The organism is Klebsiella sp. 141240 (assembly GCF_050600805.1).
GTDB lineage: Bacteria > Pseudomonadota > Gammaproteobacteria > Enterobacterales > Enterobacteriaceae > Klebsiella > Klebsiella aerogenes.
This window is the reverse complement of the sequence record NZ_JAQIRK010000001.1, coordinates 106,760-128,895: the sequence shown is the minus strand read 5'-3', so window position 1 is coordinate 128,895 and position 22,136 is coordinate 106,760. Positions and strand designations below refer to the sequence as shown.

At 55.6% G+C, this 22,136-nt stretch carries 16 protein-coding genes; 13 read left to right on the top strand and 3 right to left on the bottom strand.

Annotated elements, in window-relative coordinates; genetic code table 11:
* Positions 1-373: 373 nt before the first annotated feature.
* Positions 374-1,741, bottom strand: a complete 1,368-nt coding sequence (ppnN, locus tag PGQ95_RS00585) for a nucleotide 5'-monophosphate nucleosidase PpnN (protein WP_045397613.1) — start codon at positions 1,739-1,741, stop codon at positions 374-376.
* 112 nt (positions 1,742-1,853) lie between these two features.
* Positions 1,854-2,699 carry an NADPH-dependent 7-cyano-7-deazaguanine reductase QueF gene (gene queF, locus PGQ95_RS00580; protein WP_087858602.1) on the bottom strand — a complete coding sequence of 282 codons (846 nt, stop codon included), beginning with the start codon at positions 2,697-2,699 and terminating at the stop codon, positions 1,854-1,856.
* Positions 2,700-2,767: 68 nt separating this feature from the next.
* Between queF and syd the strand changes: the two genes are divergently transcribed.
* The 8 genes from syd to PGQ95_RS00540 all read left to right on the top strand — a co-directional run bounded on the left by syd (position 2,768) and on the right by PGQ95_RS00540 (position 11,248).
* Positions 2,768-3,313: a SecY-interacting protein gene (gene syd / locus PGQ95_RS00575; RefSeq protein WP_032712431.1), complete on the top strand. Its 546-nt coding sequence runs from the start codon at positions 2,768-2,770 to the stop codon at positions 3,311-3,313.
* 630 nt (positions 3,314-3,943) lie between these two features.
* Positions 3,944-4,273, top strand: coding sequence for a YqcC family protein (locus PGQ95_RS00570; protein ID WP_113372950.1), 330 nt, complete (start codon positions 3,944-3,946; stop codon positions 4,271-4,273).
* Positions 4,273-5,067 carry a tRNA pseudouridine(65) synthase TruC gene (gene truC / locus PGQ95_RS00565; protein WP_113372949.1) on the top strand — a complete coding sequence of 265 codons (795 nt, stop codon included), beginning with the start codon at positions 4,273-4,275 and terminating at the stop codon, positions 5,065-5,067. The genes PGQ95_RS00570 and truC overlap by 1 nt, the downstream gene beginning before the upstream one ends.
* Before the next feature lie 5 nt (positions 5,068-5,072).
* Positions 5,073-5,516 (top strand): flavodoxin, encoded by a 444-nt coding sequence (locus tag PGQ95_RS00560; protein WP_087858601.1) that lies wholly within the window; start codon positions 5,073-5,075, stop codon positions 5,514-5,516.
* A gap of 472 nt (positions 5,517-5,988) precedes the next feature.
* Complete coding sequence (locus PGQ95_RS00555; protein WP_087858600.1) at positions 5,989-7,341, top strand: MFS transporter; 1,353 nt, start codon at positions 5,989-5,991, stop codon at positions 7,339-7,341.
* Between the two features lie 2 nt (positions 7,342-7,343).
* On the top strand, positions 7,344-8,684 hold the full coding sequence (locus PGQ95_RS00550) for an enolase C-terminal domain-like protein (RefSeq protein ID WP_087858599.1): 1,341 nt from the start codon (positions 7,344-7,346) through the stop codon (positions 8,682-8,684).
* Between the two features lie 17 nt (positions 8,685-8,701).
* A complete protein-coding gene (gudD, locus tag PGQ95_RS00545; protein WP_087858598.1) occupies positions 8,702-10,042 on the top strand; it encodes a glucarate dehydratase in 1,341 nt (446 codons plus the stop codon).
* Positions 10,043-10,108: 66 nt separating this feature from the next.
* Entirely contained in the window at positions 10,109-11,248 is a 1,140-nt protein-coding gene (locus PGQ95_RS00540) for a glycerate kinase (protein ID WP_087858597.1), read from the top strand.
* A 138-nt stretch (positions 11,249-11,386) separates the two neighbouring features.
* Here the strand turns inward: PGQ95_RS00540 and barA are convergent, their stop codons facing one another.
* Positions 11,387-14,137, bottom strand: coding sequence for a two-component sensor histidine kinase BarA (barA, locus tag PGQ95_RS00535; protein WP_087858596.1), 2,751 nt, complete (start codon positions 14,135-14,137; stop codon positions 11,387-11,389).
* Positions 14,138-14,247: 110 nt separating this feature from the next.
* On the opposite strand from barA, the gene rlmD reads away from it, so the two are divergent.
* The 5 genes from rlmD (at position 14,248) to eno (ending at position 22,111) form a co-directional block, all read left to right on the top strand.
* Positions 14,248-15,552, top strand: a complete 1,305-nt coding sequence (gene rlmD / locus PGQ95_RS00530) for a 23S rRNA (uracil(1939)-C(5))-methyltransferase RlmD (RefSeq protein ID WP_087858595.1) — start codon at positions 14,248-14,250, stop codon at positions 15,550-15,552.
* A 121-nt stretch (positions 15,553-15,673) separates the two neighbouring features.
* Positions 15,674-17,911, top strand: coding sequence for a GTP diphosphokinase (relA, locus tag PGQ95_RS00525; RefSeq protein ID WP_047078980.1), 2,238 nt, complete (start codon positions 15,674-15,676; stop codon positions 17,909-17,911).
* Between the two features lie 112 nt (positions 17,912-18,023).
* Positions 18,024-18,815: a nucleoside triphosphate pyrophosphohydrolase gene (gene mazG / locus PGQ95_RS00520; RefSeq protein ID WP_430916685.1), complete on the top strand. Its 792-nt coding sequence runs from the start codon at positions 18,024-18,026 to the stop codon at positions 18,813-18,815.
* Between the two features lie 279 nt (positions 18,816-19,094).
* Positions 19,095-20,732, top strand: a complete 1,638-nt coding sequence (pyrG, locus tag PGQ95_RS00515; protein WP_015703305.1) for a glutamine hydrolyzing CTP synthase — start codon at positions 19,095-19,097, stop codon at positions 20,730-20,732.
* 80 nt (positions 20,733-20,812) lie between these two features.
* Entirely contained in the window at positions 20,813-22,111 is a 1,299-nt protein-coding gene (gene eno / locus PGQ95_RS00510; RefSeq protein ID WP_015369968.1) for a phosphopyruvate hydratase, read from the top strand.
* Positions 22,112-22,136: the final 25 nt, after the last annotated feature.

The following is a 22,136-nucleotide window of genomic DNA, read 5'->3' as shown; positions in this document are numbered from 1 at the left end:
TATATGGAAAATACATCAGTGATCGGGATCCCAAATGCAATAATCCACTTTAAATCTGAACGTTTTTAGCCCAACAGTCTGTTTATGGTGATCAGCCAGATAAATGTGGCGCGAAGGCTATCATTTGCAGCACATGAGATAAAAGCTCTGTTACCAAATAACGAGGTTTTTGCTGCAAAAAAGTGATGTAAACGACGTTTTTTCGCCATAATGTTATTTTTATGGTGAATTTTATTGCTCTTTTTGGAAACGCAAACGATTGGCTATGTGGAAACTCTACGAATCATTAATTAGAAAAATTAATTAACTGGAAATTGCGGGCGGGAGTACCCGGGCAGGGTATCGACCGCCGCCCGGGAGAGGTATCACGTTATCAGGAGCAGATTTCGTAGCACGGAATGTAGGCGCTGCCGCCCGGAAGCTTCATGCGGTGCTGGGCAACGAAGCCCTGCAGCAGATCGTCCATGCGGCGCATCATTTCCGGATCGCCATGCAGCTTGTAAGGGCCATATTTCTCGATGGCCTGAATACCGACTTCTTTCACGTTGCCGGCGACAATACCGGAGAAGGCGCGACGCAGGTCGGCGGCCAGCACTTCCACCGGTTGGTCCGGATAAAGTTTGAGATTAGCCATATTGTCGTGCGTTGGCTCAAACGGCATCTGCAGGTCCGGCGAAATACGAATCGACCAGTTGAAGCTATAGGCGTCATCGGTTTCGCGGCGGCTCTCTTTGACCAATGGCATCGCTTTTTTCATCTGGCGCGCCACTTCCGCGGCATCGTCGATAATAATGCGGTAGTGGCGGCGAGCCGATTCGCCGAGGGTATGAACGATGAACTCGTCCAGCACGCGGAAGTAGTCGGCGCTCTCTTTCGGCCCGGTGAGGATAAGCGGCAGCACCTGTGATTTGTTATCCGGATGCATCAGGATGCCCAGCAGATAAAGCAGCTCTTCCGCAGTACCCACGCCGCCCGGGAAGATGATAATACCGTGGGCGATGCGTACGAACGCTTCGAGACGCTTTTCGATATCCGGCATGATGATCAGTTCGTTGACCAGCGGGTTTGGCGGCTCAGCGGCGATAATGGAAGGTTCGGTCATGCCGATAAAGCGGCTGTCTTTATAGCGCTGCTGGGCGTGGCCGACGGCGGCGCCTTTCATTGGCGCTTCCATGGCGCCTGGCCCGCAGCCGGTGCAGATGTTCAGTTCGCGCAGGCCAAGCTGGGTACCGACGCGGCGCGCGTACAGGTACTCATTTTCATTAATAGAGTGGCCGCCCCAGCAGACAATCATATTCGGCGCTTCGCCGACGTGCAGCGCGCGGGCGTTGCGCAGAATAGAGAACACCAGGTTGGTGATGTGAATTGAGCTTTCGAGATCGAGATTCGGGAAGCGGACGGTGTTGTGGATCTGCCCGTAGACGAACAGGATATCGCGCAGCACGGCAAACAGGTTGGCCTGCAGGGAACGGATAATACGGCCATCGACGAAAGCGTCTTCCGGCGGGTTGATCAGTTCCAGCTTCACGCCGCGTTCGCGGCGCAGCACGTTAATATCGAAGTTTTCAAAACGAGACAGTAGCTCCTTGCTGTTATCGGTCAGGCTCCCAGAGTTGAGCACAGCAAGCGAGCAGTTGCGAAAGAGTTGATACAGGTCACTACTGGCGGTGCGTTTAAGCATATCCACTTCCAGCTGTGACAGCATATCCATTGAACCAAGCGGGCTAACGTGTGTAATCAAGTGAACTCCTTACAGGACGATTATCGTCTTCCTGTGATTACAATAGCCCTGGCCGTAGTCTTTCCACAACCTTGCGTACGCGTTAACGCACGCAAAGTGTGAAAAATTTCGCTTATTGCCGCGCCAGACGGCCGGTTGCCGGCACGAATTCACCGTTGCTGCGCCACGGATTGATGTCCAGGCCGCCGCGGCGGGTGTAGCGAGCGTACACGGAAAGCGATTCCGGACGGCAGAAACGCAGCACATCATTAAAGATGCGTTCGACGCACTGTTCGTGGAATTCATTGTGGTGGCGGAACGACACCAGATAGCGCAGCAGTTTTTCGCGATCGATTTTCGGCCCGCGATATTGAATCTGTACCGAGCCCCAGTCCGGCTGGTGGGTGATCAGACAATTCGATTTCAGCAGATGGCTGACCAGCGTCTCTTCGACGACTTTACCGCTGGCCGCGTCCTGCAGGTAGTCGGCGCTGAACTGATAGTTATCAATCTCGATATCCTGATCGTCGATGCAGGCGCCATGCAGATGGGCGACCGGTTGCCCTTCCAGCTCATCGAGTCGGTACAGCGAAACCTTGACCTCGCCCTGGGCGCAGGCGCTGAGATCGCGGGTCAACGTCGCCTGGACTTCCTCCCAGTCGGCGAAGCGGGTCTGGTTGAAGCTGTTCAGGTACAGTTTGAAGCTTTTCGATTCCACCAGATTGACGGTGGTATCGCTCAGCTCCACGTAGCCGACGGCGACCTGCGGCAGGCCTTTGGCGTTCAGCCACGACAGCTCGTACAGCGTCCAGATATCGGCGCCGTGGAACGGTAGATTATCAGCGTGCAGGCCGAGCGGGTCGCGGTTCAGGCTGCGCGGCACGCCCTGCAGCAACGAAGCGTCATAGGTATCGCGGTAATCCGTTGATTTACCGAGCGTCAGGCCGGCCAGCGCCTGATGATTATCGTAAGAAGACATGTTTCACCATAGTAAAGCGGGTACACTATATGCCAAGTGTATCCTGTCTAACGTGAAGAGAGAAACCGGTGGATCATCAGACCATAGAAGCGCTGCAATCATTTACCCAACGTTACTGCGATGCCTGGCAGCAGCGTTATGCCAGCCTGCCGCGCAGCGAAGACCTTTATGGCATCCCATCTCCCTGTATTAGCGCCAGTGAAGACGATGCCGTTTTCTGGCAGCCGCAGCCGTTTACGTTAGAACACCATCTCGATGGAGTTGAACGAGCGCTGGAGATTGTGGTACAACAGCCAATTCATAGTTATTATACCACTCAGTTCGCTGGCGATATGCACGCCCGCTTCGCGGCACAGAACCTTACTTTGCTGCAGGCCTGGAGCCCGGATGATTTCCAGCGAGTGCAGGAAAACCTTATTGGTCACCTGGTGGTGCAAAAACGCCTCAAGCTATCGCCGACGCTGTTTATCGCCACGCTGGATAGCGAACTGGAGGTTATTTCGGTCTGCAACCTGAGCGGCGAAGTCATTAAAGAGACGCTCGGAACCCGAAAAAGAGAGACCCTTTCTCACTCGCTTGCGAGTTTCCTGAATCAGCTTGAGCCCCTTCTGTAATCCATTTACCCTGGTGGTTTGTGAGAGATCTCTTACAAGACCTGTAAGAGATCGTCATCATTTTCAGCAATTTTTTACGTAGTGATTACATCTAACTTATTGTTATAAAATGATTTGGTAATTATGTGGTCTTTTAGTTTGGCCACTAATCTTAAGAGATTGTCGTAGTAAGTCTTGTAAGAAGAGGCGGAATCAGTGATCCTATGTACGTCGACAGGAAGTCGCAAATGAAGAGAACATCAGGATGATGGCTCTTCTACAGGACCCGCCAGGATGGCGTTGCAAGGACAGGCTTCAGGATGAGGCAAGGATAACGCAGGAACGCGTAAAGGACACCTCCAGGATGGAGAACGAGAGCCGCTCAGGATGAACGGTGGATCAGGAAGATCTGGACACACTTAGGGATAAGTTATTTCACATCGGGGTGGTGTGAAAGCAGGATGCGCTAGTTTATGGATGAACTTGGTCAGGAGACCTCAGGAAAAGTTTTCAAGGACGAGCAGGGAGCACCAATGTAGCTGGAATGCTGCAAAACGAACCGGGAGCACTGTTTATACAGTGCTCCCTTTTTTTATTTCTCTCGCGGATTTGCTATCCTGCGCCCGGTTTACAATTCATCGAGGTTTCCCCATGACCCTTCACGCTAGCGTGCGCGATCGCTTGCACGCCATTGAAGCGCTGCTGCGCGAAACAAACCACTGGCAGGAACAGGCGCCGGATAGCAGCGCTTTCGCCAGCGAGCAGCCGTTTTGCCTGGACACGCTCGAGCCGCTGGAATGGCTACAGTGGGTGCTGATCCCGCGTATGCATCAACTGATTGCCAGCGGTATGCCGCTGCCGCAGAACTTTGCCGTCGCGCCCTACTACGAGATGGCGCTGGATAAAGCTCATCCGGCGCGCGAAGCTATCGTGGCTGAACTACTGCTGCTGGATGCATTATTCGCGGACGAAAACGCCTGATGCTGGAGATTATTTATCAGGACCAGTGGCTGGTGGCGGTGAATAAGCCTTCCGGCTGGCTGGTGCACCGCAGCTGGCTGGATCGCGATGAGAAAGTGGTGGTGATGCAGACCGTGCGCGATCAAATCGGCCAGCACGTCTTCACCGCTCATCGTCTGGACCGGCCGACTTCCGGCGTGCTGCTGATGGGATTATCGAGCGAAGCGGGCAGGCTGCTGGCGCAGCAGTTTGAACAACACCAGATGCAAAAACGCTATCACGCCATCGTTCGCGGCTGGTTGACTGAAGAGGCGGTGCTGGATTATCCGCTTGTAGAAGAGCTGGACAAAATCGCCGATAAATTCGCTCGTGAAGATAAAGGCCCGCAGCCGGCGGTGACCCACTATCGCGGACTGGCGACGGTAGAAATGCCGGTCGCCACCGGCCGTTACCCGACCACCCGCTACGGGCTGGTGGAGCTGGAGCCGAAAACCGGGCGTAAACATCAGCTGCGTCGCCATTTGGCCCATCTGCGCCATCCGATCCTCGGTGACAGCAAACATGGCGATCTACGGCAAAACCGCAGCGCCGCTGAACATTTCGGCTGCAATCGTCTGATGCTGCATGCCAGTCAGCTATCGTTAACACACCCGTTTACCGGCGAGCCGCTAACGATTCGCGCGGGTCTGGATGATGTCTGGATGCGCGCGCTGTCGCAGTTTGGCTGGCGCGGGCTTCTCCCGTTAAATGAAAGGGTTGAGTTTGCCGACGACAGCAGTCAGGATGAGAGTATCGCGGATAATCCAGGGAGATAATCACTATGGCAGAAGTCGGAATTTTTGTCGGCACGATGTATGGAAACTCGCTGTTGGTCGCCGAGGAGGCGGAAGCCATTCTGAGCGGGCTGGGGCATAAAGCGACGGTATTTGAGGACCCGGAAGTGAAAGACTGGGAATCCTATACCGGCAAATACGTGCTGGTCGTGACCTCGACCACCGGGCAGGGCGATCTGCCGGACAGCATCGTTCCGCTGTATGAAGGCATTAAAGATATGTATCAGCCGCATCTGCGCTACGGCATTATCGCGCTTGGCGATAGCACCTACGCTAACTTCTGCGGCGGTGGTAAAACCTTTGATGCGCTGCTGCAGGAGCAGGGCGCGCGTCGTATTGGCGAGATGCTCACCATCGACGCCAGCGAAGACCCGGAACCAGAAAGCGTTTCCAACCCTTGGGTAGAAGCGTGGGCTAAACTGCTCGAGTAATCATGTTAAGTACGCCCTCTCCCTACGTAGAGGGCGCGCTTAAGCCGCCAGTGGCCGGATAAACGGTCAGGGTTATCTTAACGTTCTCCATCGCGCCCGGCTTCGGGCATCTGCCTGATAACCACTTCATCGTTATGGCTTTTTTCTTTGCGTTTCCCCGGCGTCAAGAGAGCCGATTCACACTCTGAAGGTAATGTCGTTCATCGACCCATCAGCGGGCGACGGTTTTCCATTTCCGTGAACTACTCCCCACAACCTTAGGCATACGCCACAAACTAACGCAGTATCACCCGCTAAAGCTGTGTATATGCACGGTGAGCCCGCCGACGCCTCTTTTTATACTTTTCCTGCCAGTGACAAAAGCAGTACGCCAGATATAACGAAAAAAACACTAACACGTCATTCTGATTACCCTACAGGTTGTGCTGTTCAGAATGAACGTAGCTAAACGCTATGATTCAGGAGTACAACAATGAGTTCATTAAGTCAGGCTGCGAGCGCCGCTGAAAAGCGCACCAATGCTCGCTATTGGATAGTGGTGATGCTGTTTATCGTCACATCCTTTAACTATGGCGACCGCGCGACGTTGTCGATTGCCGGTTCTGAAATGGCCAGGGATATCGGCCTCGATCCTGTTGGCATGGGTTATGTTTTCTCCGCGTTTTCATGGGCCTATGTGATCGGACAGATCCCAGGCGGCTGGCTGCTTGACCGCTTTGGTTCTAAACGCGTCTATTTCTGGTCCATCTTTATCTGGTCCGTATTTACCCTGCTGCAGGGCTTCGTCGATATCTTTAGCGGTTTTGGCATTATCATCGCGCTGTTTACCCTGCGCTTCCTCGTCGGCCTTGCCGAATCGCCCTCGTTCCCTGGCAATAGCCGAATTGTGGCCGCCTGGTTCCCGGCGCAGGAGAGAGGGACGGCGGTATCGATTTTTAACTCCGCGCAGTATTTTGCCACCGTTATTTTCGCGCCGATTATGGGTTGGTTGACCCATGAAGTGGGTTGGTCGCACGTATTCTTCTTTATGGGCGGATTGGGTATTGTCATTAGCTTCGTGTGGCTGAAAGTGATCCACGATCCCAATAACCACCCAGGCGTTAACCAGAAAGAGCTGGACTACATCGCCGAAGGCGGCGCGTTGATCAATATGGATCAAAAGAGCAGTGCGCAGAAGGTGCCCTTTAACGTCAAAATGGGCCAAATCAAGCAACTGATCGGCTCGCGAATGATGGTCGGGATCTATATCGGCCAGTACTGCATCAACGCGTTAACCTACTTCTTTATCACCTGGTTCCCGGTTTATCTGGTGCAGGCGCGCGGCATGTCGATCCTCAAAGCGGGCTTTGTCGCCTCAATCCCGGCGGTGTGCGGCTTTGTCGGCGGCGTGTTGGGCGGGATTATTTCCGACTGGTTGATGCGCCGTACCGGCTCGCTGAATATCGCGCGTAAAACGCCGATCGTACTGGGTATGCTGTTGTCCATGACCATGCTGATGTGTAACTACGTCAACGTGGAATGGATGATCATCGGCTTTATGGCGATGGCCTTCTTCGGTAAAGGCATTGGCGCGCTGGGTTGGGCGGTAATGGCGGACACCGCGCCGAAAGAGATTAGCGGCCTCTCAGGCGGTCTGTTCAACATGTTCGGCAATATTTCCGGCATCGTCACCCCTATCGCTATCGGCTATATCGTCGGCACCACCGGCTCTTTCAACGGCGCGCTGATTTACGTCGGTATCCACGCTCTGGTGGCGGTACTCAGCTACCTGGTGCTGGTTGGCGATATCAAACGTATCGAACTTAAACCGGTTGCGGGGCGTTAATCATGAATACCCAATCCAGCCCAATCGTTACCGAAATGAAGGTGATTCCTGTCGCCGGGCACGACAGCATGCTGATGAACATCGGCGGCGCGCATAACGCCTGGTTTACCCGCAACATAGTGGTGTTAACCGATAACGCCGGGCATACCGGCGTCGGCGAAGCGCCCGGCGGCGAAGTCATCTACCAGACGTTGGTCGATGCCATTCCCCAGGTGGTTGGACAGGAGGTCGCTCGCCTCAACCGCGTCGTACAGCAGGTACATAAAGGCAATCAGGCGGCGGATTTCGACACCTTCGGCAAAGGGGCATGGACCTTCGAATTGAAAGTCAATGCGGTGGCGGCGCTGGAAGCCGCGCTGCTCGACCTGCTTGGCAAGGTGTTGAATGTCCCGGTCTGCGAACTATTGGGGCCGGGCAAACAGCGTGATGCGGTGACCGTGCTGGGCTACCTGTTCTATATCGGCGACCGCGAAAAAACCGATCTGGGCTATCTTGCGCGGACGCCGGGCGACCACGAATGGTACCGTCTTCGTCACCAGCAGGCGCTGAATAGCGACGCGGTGGTGCGACTGGCGGAGGCGGCGCAGGATCGCTACGGTTTTAAAGACTTTAAGCTAAAAGGCGGCGTGTTACCTGGCGAGCAAGAGATCGATACCGCCCGCGCGCTGAAAAAACGCTTCCCTGACGCCCGCATTACCGTCGATCCGAACGGCGCCTGGCTACTGGATGAAGCGATTACGCTGTGTAAAGGTCTGCAGGATGTCCTGACCTATGCCGAAGATCCGTGCGGCGCGGAACAGGGCTTTTCCGGCCGGGAAGTGATGGCCGAGTTCCGTCGCGCCACCGGGCTGCCGGTGGCGACCAACATGATAGCCACCAACTGGCGCGAGATGGGGCATGCGGTCATGCTCAACGCCGTCGATATTCCGCTGGCGGACCCGCACTTCTGGACGCTCTCCGGCGCGGTGCGGGTGGCGCAGTTGTGCGATGACTGGGGGCTGACCTGGGGCTGTCACTCGAACAACCACTTTGATATCTCGCTGGCGATGTTTACCCACGTCGGCGCCGCGGCGCCGGGCAATCCGACCGCTATCGATACCCATTGGATTTGGCAGGAGGGCGATTCGCGTCTGACGCAAAATCCGCTGCAGATTATCAACGGCAAAATCGCCGTGCCAGACGCGCCGGGACTCGGCGTGGAGCTGGACTGGGAACAGGTGCATAAAGCTCATGAGGCCTATAAGGCGCTGCCAGGCGGCGCGCGTAACGATGCAGGCCCGATGCAGTACCTGATTCCCGGTTGGACATTCGACCGTAAACGCCCCGTTTTCGGCCGTCATTAATTAAAAAGGATTACGCTATGACTACATCATCTTCAACGCCAATTGTGACTGCCATGCAGGTAATCCCGGTTGCCGGGCATGACAGCATGCTGATGAACCTGAGCGGCGCGCACGCGCCGTACTTCACCCGTAATATCGTTATCATCAAAGATAACTCCGGGCATACCGGCGTTGGCGAAATCCCCGGCGGCGAAAAGATCCGCCAGACCCTGGAAGATGCCGCGCCGCTGGTGGTAGGTAAGACGCTGGGCGAGTACAAAAATGTGCTGAACGCCGTGCGTAACCAGTTTGCCGACCGTGATGCCGGCGGCCGTGGCCTGCAAACTTTCGATCTGCGCACCACCATTCATGTGGTGACCGGGATTGAAGCGGCGCTGCTGGATCTGCTGGGCCAGCATCTGGGCGTGAACGTTGCTTCTCTGCTTGGCGATGGCCAGCAGCGGAGCGAAGTCGAAATGCTGGGCTACCTGTTCTTTGTCGGTAACCGCCACGCGACGCCGCTGGATTATCAAAGCCAGCCGGATGAACAGTGCGACTGGTACCGTATTCGTCATGAAGAGGCGATGACGCCGGAGGCGGTGGTTCGTCTGGCGGAAGCCGCTTACGAAAAATATGGCTTCAATGATTTTAAACTGAAGGGCGGGGTGTTGGCCGGTTTTGAAGAAGCCGAAGCGATTAGCGCGCTGGCGAAGCGTTTCCCTGATGCGCGCGTGACCCTCGACCCGAACGGCGCCTGGTTGCTTGATGAAGCCATCCAGATAGGTAAACAGCTGAAAGGCGTGCTGGCCTATGCGGAAGATCCTTGCGGCGCTGAACAAGGCTTCTCCGGCCGCGAAGTGATGGCCGAATTCCGTCGGGCGACCGGGCTGCCGACCGCGACCAACATGATCGCCACCGACTGGCGGCAGATGGGCCATACGCTGTCGTTACAATCGGTGGATATTCCGCTGGCGGATCCGCACTTCTGGACCATGCAGGGCTCGGTGCGCGTGGCGCAAATGTGTCATGAATTTGGCCTGACCTGGGGTTCGCACTCCAATAACCACTTTGACGTGTCGTTGGCGATGTTTACCCATGTGGCTGCGGCGGCGCCGGGTAAAATTACCGCTATCGATACCCACTGGATCTGGCAGGAGGGCAACCAGCGTCTGACCAAACAACCGTTTGAAATCAAAGGCGGTATGGTGCAAGTGCCGACAGCGCCAGGTTTGGGGGTTGAGCTGGATATGGACCGCGTGATGCAGGCTAATGAGCTATATAAGAAACATGGCCTGGGCGCTCGTGATGACGCCATGGCGATGCAATATTTAATCCCGAACTGGACCTTTGATAACAAACGTCCTTGCATGGTTCGCTAAGATAACGCCGACCCTGTTGGGGTCGGCAACTGCCGGTCGCCGGGGTTATTCATATTAAGGACACTTATGAAGATAGTGATCGCGCCGGATTCTTACAAAGAGAGCCTGAGTGCGCTGGATGTCGCTACCGCGATAGAAACGGGGTTTCGCGAGATTTATCCCCATGCGGAGTACGTTAAAGTCCCGGTTGCCGACGGCGGTGAGGGTACCGTTGAGGCGATGGTTGCCGCGACGCAAGGGCATATCGTACAGGTCAGCGTTACCGGGCCGCTTGGCGAACCGGTCGAAGCCTTTTATGGCCTGTCCGGCGATATGCGCTGCGCCTATATCGAAATGGCGGCGGCCAGCGGACTGGAAAGCGTGCCACCCACGCGACGTAATCCGCTACTGACCACCTCCTGGGGAACCGGCGAGCTGATTCGTCACGCGTTGGATGCAGGGGTTTCGCAGATTATTATTGGTATCGGCGGTAGCGCGACCAATGACGGCGGCGCCGGTATGGCACAGGCGCTGGGGGCGAAATTGTTGACCGCTGGGCAACAGCAAATTGCCCCTGGCGGCGGCGCGCTGGAGACGCTGGCGCGGATCGATCTTAGCGAGTTGGATCCGAGATTGGCGGATTGCCGGATTGATGTCGCCTGCGACGTCACCAACCCGTTAACCGGCCCGCAGGGGGCAAGCGCGGTGTTTGGCCCGCAAAAAGGGGCGACGGCGGCGATGATTGAGCGTCTTGACCACGGCCTGCAACACTTTGCGCAGATTATCGCCCGCGATTTGGATATCGACGTGCTGAGCCTGGAAGGGGGCGGCGCAGCGGGAGGTATGGGGGCGGCGTTGTATGCGTTTTGCGGCGCCAACCTGCGCCCGGGTATTGAGATTGTGACCGACGCGCTGGGGTTGGCAGAGCTAGTGGCTGATGCCGATTTGGTGATTACCGGTGAAGGGCGTATCGATAGCCAGACCATTCACGGCAAGGTACCGGTGGGAGTGGCGAAGGTCGCTAAACGCTTCAACGTGCCGGTGATTGGAATTGCCGGCAGCCTGACCGCCGATGTTGGCGTCGTGCATCAGCATGGTTTGGATGCGGTCTTTAGCGTGTTGTATACCGTCTGTACCCTGGAAGAGGCGCTGGCGAACGCCGCCGCCAACGTGCGGATGACGGCACGTAACGTGGCCGCGGTATTGCAGATGGGCGGTAAGCGGTAACCCGGCCGGCGCAGTGGTATTTGTAGCCCGGATAAGGCGCGTAGCGCCGCGATCCGGGAACCCTCCCCGGTGGCGCTTACGCTTACCGGGGCTACCAACCAAGTACCGGACCGTGGCGCCGTGATCCGGAACACCGAATCACACTCCCATCTTGCACGCTTCGCGGGCGACGTTATCCATCTCGTCTAACAGTTCCAGCAGTTCCGGCTCCAGCTCTTCCGGCGCGGTACCGGCGCGCAACTGGCTTTCAAGGGTATGGCACAGTTTTTTCAGCCGCGGTACGCCGCTGTAGCTGCAGCTACCGTGCAGCTTATGGATTAAATCCAGCAGGCCTTCCGGCGTCTCGCCAACCAGCTGTTCTTCAACTTTATTGCGCACCTCCGGCATAAAGGCGAGCAGCATCTGCAGCATCTCCCGAGCGAGGTCTGGTTTCATGGCCGCCTGACGCAGCGCCAGCTGCCAGTTGAGCGTGACGTTATGATCGATAACCGGCTCCACCGGTTCAGCGATTTGCGGGGCGGCGACGTGCATGCCGGGCTGATAGCGCAACAGCAGGGTGCTGAGCTTATCTTCTTCAATCGGCTTCGCCAGATAATCGTTCATCCCGGCGGCCAGCAGTTTCTCGCGTTGCCCCTCAAGGGCATGAGCGGTCACCGCGATCACTGGAGTCTGCTGCTGATGCGGGAGCTGGCGGATCAATTCGCAGGCGCGAATACCGTCCATATCCGGCATTTGAATATCCATCAGAATGAGATCCAACTGCGACTGTTTGGCCTGCTCTACGGCATCCTGGCCGCTATCGCACAGAATGACATGCTGCACCAGATCGTCCAGCAGCGCGCCAATAAGCTTAAGGTTGGCCGGGTTATCATCTACCGCCATTACCGTCATCGCCAGTTTATCGCTATCGATATAGGGCTGTGGCACCGGCGGCTGCGCGCGGCAAGAGGCCATCAGCACCGGGAAAAGCCGCGTGGAGGTCAATGGTTTAAGCAGGCAGGCGGTAACACCGTTTCTTTTCAGCTCTTCGGCGCTAACCTGCGCGTGGCAAGGTAGCCCCAGCACCAGGGTTTCGGATAGCGAGCAGGCGCGGACCAGCTTATCCCGCTGGTTGCTGAGATCGCGCATCGACACCGGAATACCGGCCAGTAAAATATCGTAGTGCGCATCCGGCAGCGCTGATAGCGTCGGGCTGTAGACCACTTCCAGCGGCGTGGTCGCCAGCAGTTCCATCGTGCTTTGCGCGGCGGTAGCATTGGCTTCAATGTAGGCCAGCTTCTTGCCCGCCAGGCAATGGGTATCGAAACCGTCAGTAATGGCGTTCGGATTCAGGTCAAGACTGATATGGAACCAGAAGGTGGAACCGCGGTTCGGCTGACTATGGAATGAGATATCGCCGCCCATCTCTTTGACCAGCCGCTGGGTGATAACCAGCCCCAGGCCGGTGCCGCCGTGGCGGCGCGAGATACTGGCATCGGCCTGGCGGAAGGCCTGGAACAACCGCGACTGATCGCGTTCCGGAATGCCGATACCGGTATCATGGATCTGTACTTCAATTTGTACTCTGGAATTGCTTATCGCCCGCTGTTCAACCAGCACATCAATATTGCCGTGCTCGGTGAATTTAATCGCGTTACCCACCAGATTTGTGATCACCTGCTGCAGGCGCAGCGGATCGCCAATCACATTATCCGGGACATCATTTTTGATGTTGAGGGTGAGCTCAAGCCCTTTATCGTGCGCCGAGTGCGCCAGCAAGGTCACCACTTCATCCAGGGTATTGCGCAGCAGGAAAGGAATGCTTTCCAGAATCAGCTTGCCCGCTTCGAGCTTGGAGAAATCCAGCACGTCATTGATGATGGCCAGCAGATTATTCGCCGAACGTTCGATGGTGGTCAGGTGGTCGCGCTGGGTAGCGTTGAGATCGGTTTTCAGCGTCAGGCGGGTAAAGCCAATGACGCCGTTAAGCGGGGTTCGTAGCTCGTGCGACATATTGGCAAGGAACTCGGACTTGATGCGCGCGGCCTCCTGGGCGCGCTTTTTCGCCAGATCCAGCTCGACGTTCTGAATCTCCATCTGCTCCAGCGTTTCGCGCAGATCCGAAGTCGCCTGATCGACATTGTGTTGCATCTCCTCGTGGTATGCCGCAAGCGACATCGCCATCGAGTTAATGCCGTTTTTCAGCATATCCAACTCGCCGAGCATAAAACCTTCAACGCGGCTATCCAACTGGCCGCGGCGGATGCGGTCAACGGTGTTGACCATATTACGAATCGGCCCGGTCACGTCGCGCATCAGGCGCCAGCCGAAAATCAGCGCAATGCCGATACAAAACAGCATCATGACGCTTGAGATAAATATCTCTTTGTACTGCTGCAGGCGCACAGATTTAAGGTCGAGCTCCAGCGCCACATAGCCAAGCATGTTTCCCGGCATTTTAGCATCGCTTTCCGGCGACTCATCGGGCAGATAGCTTTCTGACACAATAGGCGTGCGCAGCACCATGATGTCGCCGTGGCGGGTGACGCTCAGGCGGCGAGGGAAGGGCGCGCCGCGCGGGAGCTGTATTTCTCGCGGATCGAGCTGGAAGTTAGAGGTAACGAACAGCCGGTTTTTAGCATCATAAATGGAAATGGCCCGCACAATATCGGAATGGCGGCGGTGAAGCACGCTGATAAGTTGGCCGATCGCCTCGCGATTTTGCAAATTCATGCCGTATTCGCTGGATACCGCCAGCGGTTCAATAATACTGGCGCCGGCATCTTCCAACTGCCGCTGCAGGTCGTTATAGCGGTGGGCAACGAAGAAAATACTGAGCAGCAAACCAATCAAAACGGTCGGCGCCAGAATAAGAATCATCATGCGAGCACGTAGGCTGTAGTTGGTCATGCGGTTCCATTATGGGAGAATATACATATCAACCTTCAGACGGCTTCTGCATTGGTAGCCCGAATGATTTCATGTATAGAGTCAGTATATTTTTGAGATAATCCTCTACGATGGCGCAATTCTACTCTGCAAAACGGCGTGTGACGACGCGCCAGATCATAACCGTGACGGTAAATGACCTTGATCCCTTTGGCCAGGGCGTAGCCCGTCATCAGGGTAAGGCGCTGTTTGTCCCCGGCCTGTTGCCGCAAGAGCAGGCGGAAGTCGTGCTGGTAGAGGATAAAAAACAGTATGCCCGCGCTCAGGTTAAACGCCGCCTGAACGACAGTCCACAGCGCGTCGCGCCGCGCTGTCCGCATTTCGGCGTCTGCGGCGGATGTCAGCAGCAACATGCGAGCATTGAACTACAGCAGCAAAGCAAGCGCGCCGCGCTCTCCCGCCTGATGAAACGTGACGTTGACGACATTATAGCCGCTGAACCCTGGGGCTACCGTCGTCGGGCGCGTTTGAGCTTGAATTATCAGCCAAAGACCCAACAACTGCAGATGGGTTTTCGCAAGGCCAATTCCAGCGAAATCATCGATGTGGTGCAGTGCCCTGTTTTGGTGCCCCAACTTGAGGCGTTGTTACCCGCGGTGCGCGAGTGTTTAACCAGCCTGCAATCACAACGTCAACTTGGCCACGTTGAACTGGTGCAGGCGGACAATGGACCGCTGATGGTTTTACGCCATACCGCCGCGCTGACGGCGGCGGATAAAGAAAAACTGGAACGTTTTTCGCAAACTCACGGTCTATCCCTGTACCTCGCGCCGCAAAGCGAGATACTTGAACATATTCGCGGCGATGAACCCTGGTACACGTCAGACGGACTACGCTTAGTGTTCAGTCCGCGCGATTTTATCCAGGTCAACGATGGCGTAAACCAGAAGATGGTGCGTACGGCGCTGGCCTGGTTAGATATTCAGCCGCAGGACCGCGTTCTGGATCTGTTTTGCGGTATGGGTAATTTCACCCTGCCGTTGGCCAAAGCGGCGGCGAGCGTGGTGGGCGTCGAAGGCGTGCCCGCGCTGGTGGCGAAGGGGCGAGAAAATGCCGCCCTCAATGGGTTGCAGAACGTGACTTTCTTTCATGAAAACCTGGAAGAGGATGTCACCCGGCAGGCCTGGGCGAAGCATGGCTTTGATAAAATTCTGCTCGACCCGGCAAGAGCCGGCGCGCCGGGCGTGATGGCGCATATTATCAAGCTGGCTCCGCGGCGGGTGGTCTATGTTTCATGTAACCCGGCGACGCTGGCGCGCGATAGTGAGGCGTTGCTTCAGGCAGGATATCGTATTCAACGTCTGGCGATGCTGGACATGTTCCCGCACACCGGGCACCTGGAATCGATAGTATTGTTTGAACGCGAGCTTACATAAAATTGTTCAGCCCGCATCGAGGCGACAGTGAAGATGCCTGATGGCGGTGTGGACTGAAGGATGACGGGTTTAAAATATGGCTTGCTGACTTCGGTAGGCTGAGTCCCTTAAGGAGAGGACAATGGTTGCGGTAAGAAGTGCACATCTTAATAAAGCTGGTGAGTTTGACCCGAAGAAATGGATCGCGAGTCTGGGGATTTCCAGCCAGCAGTCGTGTGAGCGCTTAGCCGAGACCTGGGATTATTGTCGCGTAACAACGCAGGGACACCCGCAGGCAGATCTCCTGTTATGGCGTGGCGTGGAGATGGTAGAAATTCTCTCCATGCTCAATATGGATATCGATACCTTACGGGCCGCTTTACTGTTTCCGCTGGCGGACGGCAATGTTGTCAGCGAAGAGGTCCTGCAAGAGAGCGTCGGCAAATCCGTCGTTACCCTGATTCACGGCGTGCGTGATATGGCGGCGATTCGCCAGCTCAAAGCCACCCACACCGATACCGTCTCCTCAGAACAGGTCGACAATATTCGCCGCATGCTGCTGGCGATGGTCGATGATTTCCGCTGCGTGGTCATCAAGCTTGCGGAACGTATCGCTCACCTGCGCGAGGTAAAAGATGAACCCGAAGATGAACGCGTACTGGCCGCAAAAGAGTGTACCAATATCTATGCGCCGCTGGCGAACCGCTTAGGAATAGGTCAACTGAAGTGGGAGCTGGAAGACTATTGCTTCCGTTATCTGCATCCAGCCGAATACAAGCGCATTGCTAAGTTGCTGCACGAACGCCGTATCGACCGCGAACATTACATCGATGAGTTTGTCGGCCATCTGCGTTCAGAAATGAAAACCGAAGGCGTAAAAGCTGAGGTGTATGGGCGTCCGAAGCATATCTATAGCATCTGGCGCAAAATGCAGAAGAAGCATCTCGCTTTTGATGAACTGTTTGACGTGCGCGCGGTTCGTATCGTCGCCGAACGTTTACAGGATTGCTACGCGGCGCTGGGGATCGTGCATACTCACTATCGTCATCTGCCTGACGAATTTGATGATTACGTCGCCAACCCGAAGCCGAACGGCTACCAGTCTATTCATACCGTGGTGCTCGGGCCAGGCGGGAAAACGGTCGAAATCCAAATTCGCACCAAACAGATGCATGAAGACGCCGAGCTCGGCGTGGCGGCGCACTGGAAGTATAAAGAGGGCGCCAGCGCCGGGGCGAGCGGCGGTCGCGGCCATGAAGACCGTATCGCCTGGCTGCGTAAGCTGATCGCCTGGCAGGAAGAGATGGCCGACTCCGGCGAAATGCTCGACGAAGTGCGCAGCCAGGTCTTTGACGACCGGGTCTATGTGTTTACGCCGAAGGGTGACGTGGTTGACCTGCCGGCGGGCTCAACTCCGCTCGACTTTGCCTACCATATCCATAGCGATGTCGGGCACCGCTGCATCGGCGCCAAAATCGGCGGACGCATTGTGCCGTTCACCTATCAGCTGCAGATGGGCGATCAGATTGAGATAATCACCCAGAAGCAACCGAACCCAAGCCGCGACTGGCTGAACCCGAACCTCGGCTATGTAACCACCAGCCGCGGGCGCTCAAAAATTCACGCCTGGTTCCGTAAACAGGATCGCGACAAGAACATTCTCGCCGGGCGGCAGATCCTTGACGATGAGCTCGAGCATCTGGGCATCAGCCTGAAGGATGCCGAGAAACATCTGCTGCCGCGCTACAACTTTAATGAACTGGATGAACTGCTGGCGGCTATCGGCGGCGGGGACATTCGCCTTAATCAGATGGTCAACTTCCTGCAGGCGCAGTTCAACAAACCGAGCGCCGCCGAGCAGGATGCGGCCGCGCTGAAGCAGCTGCAACAGAAAACCTATACCCCGCAGAACCGCAGCAAAGACAATGGCCGGGTGGTGGTTGAGGGCGTTGGCAATCTGATGCATCACATCGCCCGCTGCTGCCAGCCGATTCCCGGTGACGAAATCGTCGGCTTCATCACCCAGGGGCGCGGGATTTCGGTACACCGCGCCGACTGCGATCAGCTGGCTGAGCTGCAGTCTCACGCGCCGGAACGTATCGTTGATGCGGTATGGGGCGAGAGCTATTCGGCGGGATATTCGCTGGTGGTGCGCGTGGTCGCCAACGACCGCAGTGGCCTGCTGCGCGACATTACCACTATTCTTGCCAACGAGAAGGTGAACGTGCTGGGCGTGGCCAGCCGCAGCGATACCAAACAGCAGCTGGCGACCATCGATATGACCATTGAAATCTACAACCTGCAGGTGTTGGGCCGGGTGCTCGGCAAGCTGAACCAGGTGCCGGATGTCATCGACGCGCGTCGTCTGCACGGCGGTTAATTCGTCCGTAGGCCGGATAAGGCGAAGCCGCCATCCGGCAATTTCTTAACGTCGGATAAGGTATCAATGCTTTATCCGGCCTACCTTTTTTTTAAATTTCCAGGATTGTCACATGACTCAAATTGACCGCTTGCTCGGCATCATGCGCCGCCTGCGCGACCAGGAAAACGGCTGCCCGTGGGATAAAGAACAGACCTTTGCCACGATTGCCCCTTACACCCTTGAAGAGACCTATGAAGTGCTGGACGCCATTGCGCGCGAAGATTTTGACGATCTGCGCGGCGAGCTTGGCGATCTGTTATTCCAGGTGGTGTTCTATGCGCAGATGGCGCAGGAAGAAGGGCGTTTTGATTTCAACGATATCTGCGCCGCCATCAGCGACAAACTGGAACGTCGTCATCCGCATATCTTTGGCGATGCTTCAGCCGGGAACAGTGCGGAAGTGCTGGCGCGCTGGGAGCAGATCAAGAGCGCGGAGCGAGCGGAAAAGGCGCAACACTCGGCGCTGGATGATATTCCACATAGCCTGCCGGCGCTGATGCGCGCGCATAAAATTCAGCGCCGCTGCTCGGCGGTGGGCTTCGACTGGACCTCGCTTGGCCCGGTGCTCGATAAAGTGCATGAAGAGATAGATGAAGTCATGCATGAAGCGCAGCAGGCGGTGGTTGATGAAGCTAAACTCGAGGAAGAAGTGGGCGACCTGCTGTTCGCCACGGTGAATTTATCCCGCCATTTAGGGGTAAAAGCCGAGGTCGCATTGCAGAAAGCGAACCTCAAATTTGAGCGCCGCTTCCGCGAAGTTGAGCGTATTGTCGCCGCCAGAGGCCTGGAAATGACCGGTGTTGACCTCGAAACCATGGAAGAAGTGTGGCAGGAAGTAAAACGCCAGGAAACTGATCTCTAACGAGTTTTCGTGATCAAGCGCTATTTGTGTGATTTTATAAATAACAAGCGCTTGATTTACGTCAAAAACATTTCGCCAAAAGCGGCTATTTTCTCATTCCGTTATGTTGTTGAAACACCATGTAGCCTGCCTCTTCGAGTTGTTCGAGTCGCAACGCAGGTGCGGCTGGTAGAAAGAAGAGGAGGGGAGAATGAAAGTTTGTGGCATCACGCATGTTCGGGTATACTACTTTCCCGTCCTGGTTATTCCATCGTTTTACCCTAACTTCTCAGGTTCAGCATGACAACGAACTATATTTTTGTGACCGGCGGGGTCGTATCCTCTCTGGGTAAAGGCATTGCCGCAGCTTCCCTGGCAGCCATTCTTGAAGCCCGTGGGCTCAACGTAACTATCATGAAACTGGATCCGTACATCAACGTCGATCCGGGCACCATGAGCCCAATCCAGCACGGGGAAGTGTTCGTTACTGAAGACGGCGCTGAAACCGATCTGGACCTGGGTCACTACGAGCGTTTCATCCGTACCAAGATGACTCGCCGCAACAACTTCACTACCGGTCGTATCTACTCCGACGTTCTGCGTAAAGAGCGCCGTGGCGACTATCTCGGCGCAACCGTACAGGTTATCCCGCACATCACCAACGCCATCAAAGAGCGCGTACTGGCTGGCGGCGAAGGCCATGACGTGGTGCTGGTTGAAATCGGCGGTACCGTAGGCGATATCGAATCCCTGCCGTTCCTCGAAGCTATTCGCCAGATGGCGGTAGAAATCGGCCGTGAGCATACCCTGTTCATGCACTTGACCCTGGTGCCATACATGGCGGCGGCGGGTGAAGTCAAAACTAAACCGACTCAGCACTCTGTAAAAGAGCTGCTCTCCATCGGTATCCAGCCTGATATCCTGATTTGCCGCTCCGATCGCGCGGTTCCGGCCAACGAACGTGCAAAAATTGCATTGTTCTGTAACGTCCCGGAAAAGGCTGTGATTTCTCTGAAAGATGTCGATTCCATTTATAAAATTCCAGGCCTGTTGAAATCTCAGGGTCTGGACGATTATATTTGTAAACGATTCAGCTTAACTTGTCCGGAAGCAAACCTGGCCGAATGGGAACAGGTAATCTATGAAGAAGCTAACCCGGCAGGCGAAGTCACTATTGGTATGGTCGGTAAGTACATTGAACTGCCGGATGCCTACAAATCGGTGATTGAAGCGCTGAAACACGGTGGTCTGAAAAACCGCGTGACCGTCAACATCAAGCTTATTGATTCGCAGGATGTTGAAACGCGCGGCGTCGAAATCCTCAAAGATTTGGACGCGATCCTCATCCCGGGCGGCTTCGGCTACCGCGGCGTTGAAGGCAAGATCGCCACCGCGCGCTATGCGCGTGAGAACAATATTCCATATCTGGGCATCTGCCTGGGTATGCAGGTTGCGCTGATTGAGTTCGCGCGCAACGTAGCGGGCATGGAAAACGCCAACTCTACGGAATTTGTGCCAGACTGTAAGTACCCGGTGGTGGCGCTGATTACCGAATGGCGTGACGAAGAAGGCAACGTTGAGGTGCGTTCCGAGAAGAGCGACCTCGGCGGCACCATGCGCCTTGGCGCGCAGCAGTGCCAGCTGGGTGATGATTCTCTGGTTCGCCAGCTGTACGGCGAGCCGACAATCACCGAGCGCCATCGTCACCGCTACGAAGTCAACAACATGTTGTTGAAACCGATTGAAGCTGCCGGCCTGCGCGTTGCGGGCCGTTCCGGGGATGATCAGTTGGTCGAGATCATCGAAGTGCCGAACCATCCGTGGTTTGTGGCCTGCCAGTTCCACCCGGAGTTTACTTCGACGCCGCGTGACGGCCACCCGCTGTTTGCAGGCTTTGTGAAAGCCGCGAGCGAGTACCAGAAGCGTCAGGCGAAGTAAAAGAGTTAGAACGGCAATGCACCCAACTGGGTGCATTGTTTGTCTGGAGTTTTAGTTTAACTTGTACTGAGGAAAACCTAATGTCCAAAATCGTTAAAGTCATCGGTCGTGAAATCATCGACTCCCGTGGTAACCCGACTGTTGAAGCCGAAGTACACCTGGAAGGTGGTTTCGTCGGTATGGCAGCTGCTCCGTCAGGTGCTTCTACTGGTTCCCGCGAAGCGCTGGAACTGCGCGATGGCGACAAATCCCGTTTCCTGGGTAAAGGCGTAACCAAAGCTGTTGCTGCGGTAAACGGCCCGATCGCTCAGGCAGTCCTGGGTAAAGATGCTAAAGATCAAGCTGGCATCGATAAGATCATGATCGACCTGGACGGTACTGAAAACAAATCCAACTTCGGTGCGAACGCAATCCTGGCGGTATCCCTGGCGAACGCCAAAGCAGCAGCTGCTTCTAAAGGCCAGCCGCTGTTCGAACACATTGCTGAACTGAACGGCACTCCGGGCAAATACTCTATGCCGGTTCCGATGATGAACATCATCAACGGCGGTGAGCACGCTGACAACAACGTCGACATCCAGGAATTCATGATTCAGCCGGTTGGCGCGCCGACTCTGAAAGAAGCCGTACGTATGGGTTCTGAAGTGTTCCATCACCTGGCGAAAGTTCTGAAGTCCAAAGGCATGAACACTGCAGTTGGTGACGAAGGCGGCTACGCGCCGAACCTGGGTTCCAACGCTGAAGCGCTGGCTGTTATCGCTGAAGCGGTTAAAGCAGCAGGCTACGAACTGGGCAAAGACATCACTCTGGCGATGGACTGCGCAGCTTCTGAATTCTACAAAGACGGTAAATACGTTCTGGCTGGCGAAGGCAACAAAGCTTTCACCTCTGAAGAATTCACCCACTTCCTGGAAGAACTGACCAAACAGTACCCGATCGTGTCCATCGAAGATGGTCTGGACGAGTCTGACTGGGACGGTTTCGCATACCAGACCAAAGTACTGGGCGACAAAATCCAGCTGGTTGGTGACGATCTGTTCGTAACCAACACCAAGATCCTGAAAGAAGGCATCGAAAAAGGCATCGCTAACTCCATCCTGATCAAATTCAACCAGATCGGTTCTCTGACCGAAACTCTGGCTGCAATCAAGATGGCGAAAGACGCTGGCTACACCGCTGTCATCTCTCACCGTTCTGGCGAAACTGAAGACGCTACCATCGCTGACCTGGCTGTTGGTACCGCTGCAGGCCAGATCAAAACTGGTTCTATGAGCCGTTCTGACCGCGTTGCTAAATACAACCAGCTGATTCGTATCGAAGAAGCTCTGGGTGAAAAAGCGCCGTACAACGGTCGTAAAGAGATCAAAGGCCAGGCGTAATCCTGACTTTTTGTGAAATAAAAAT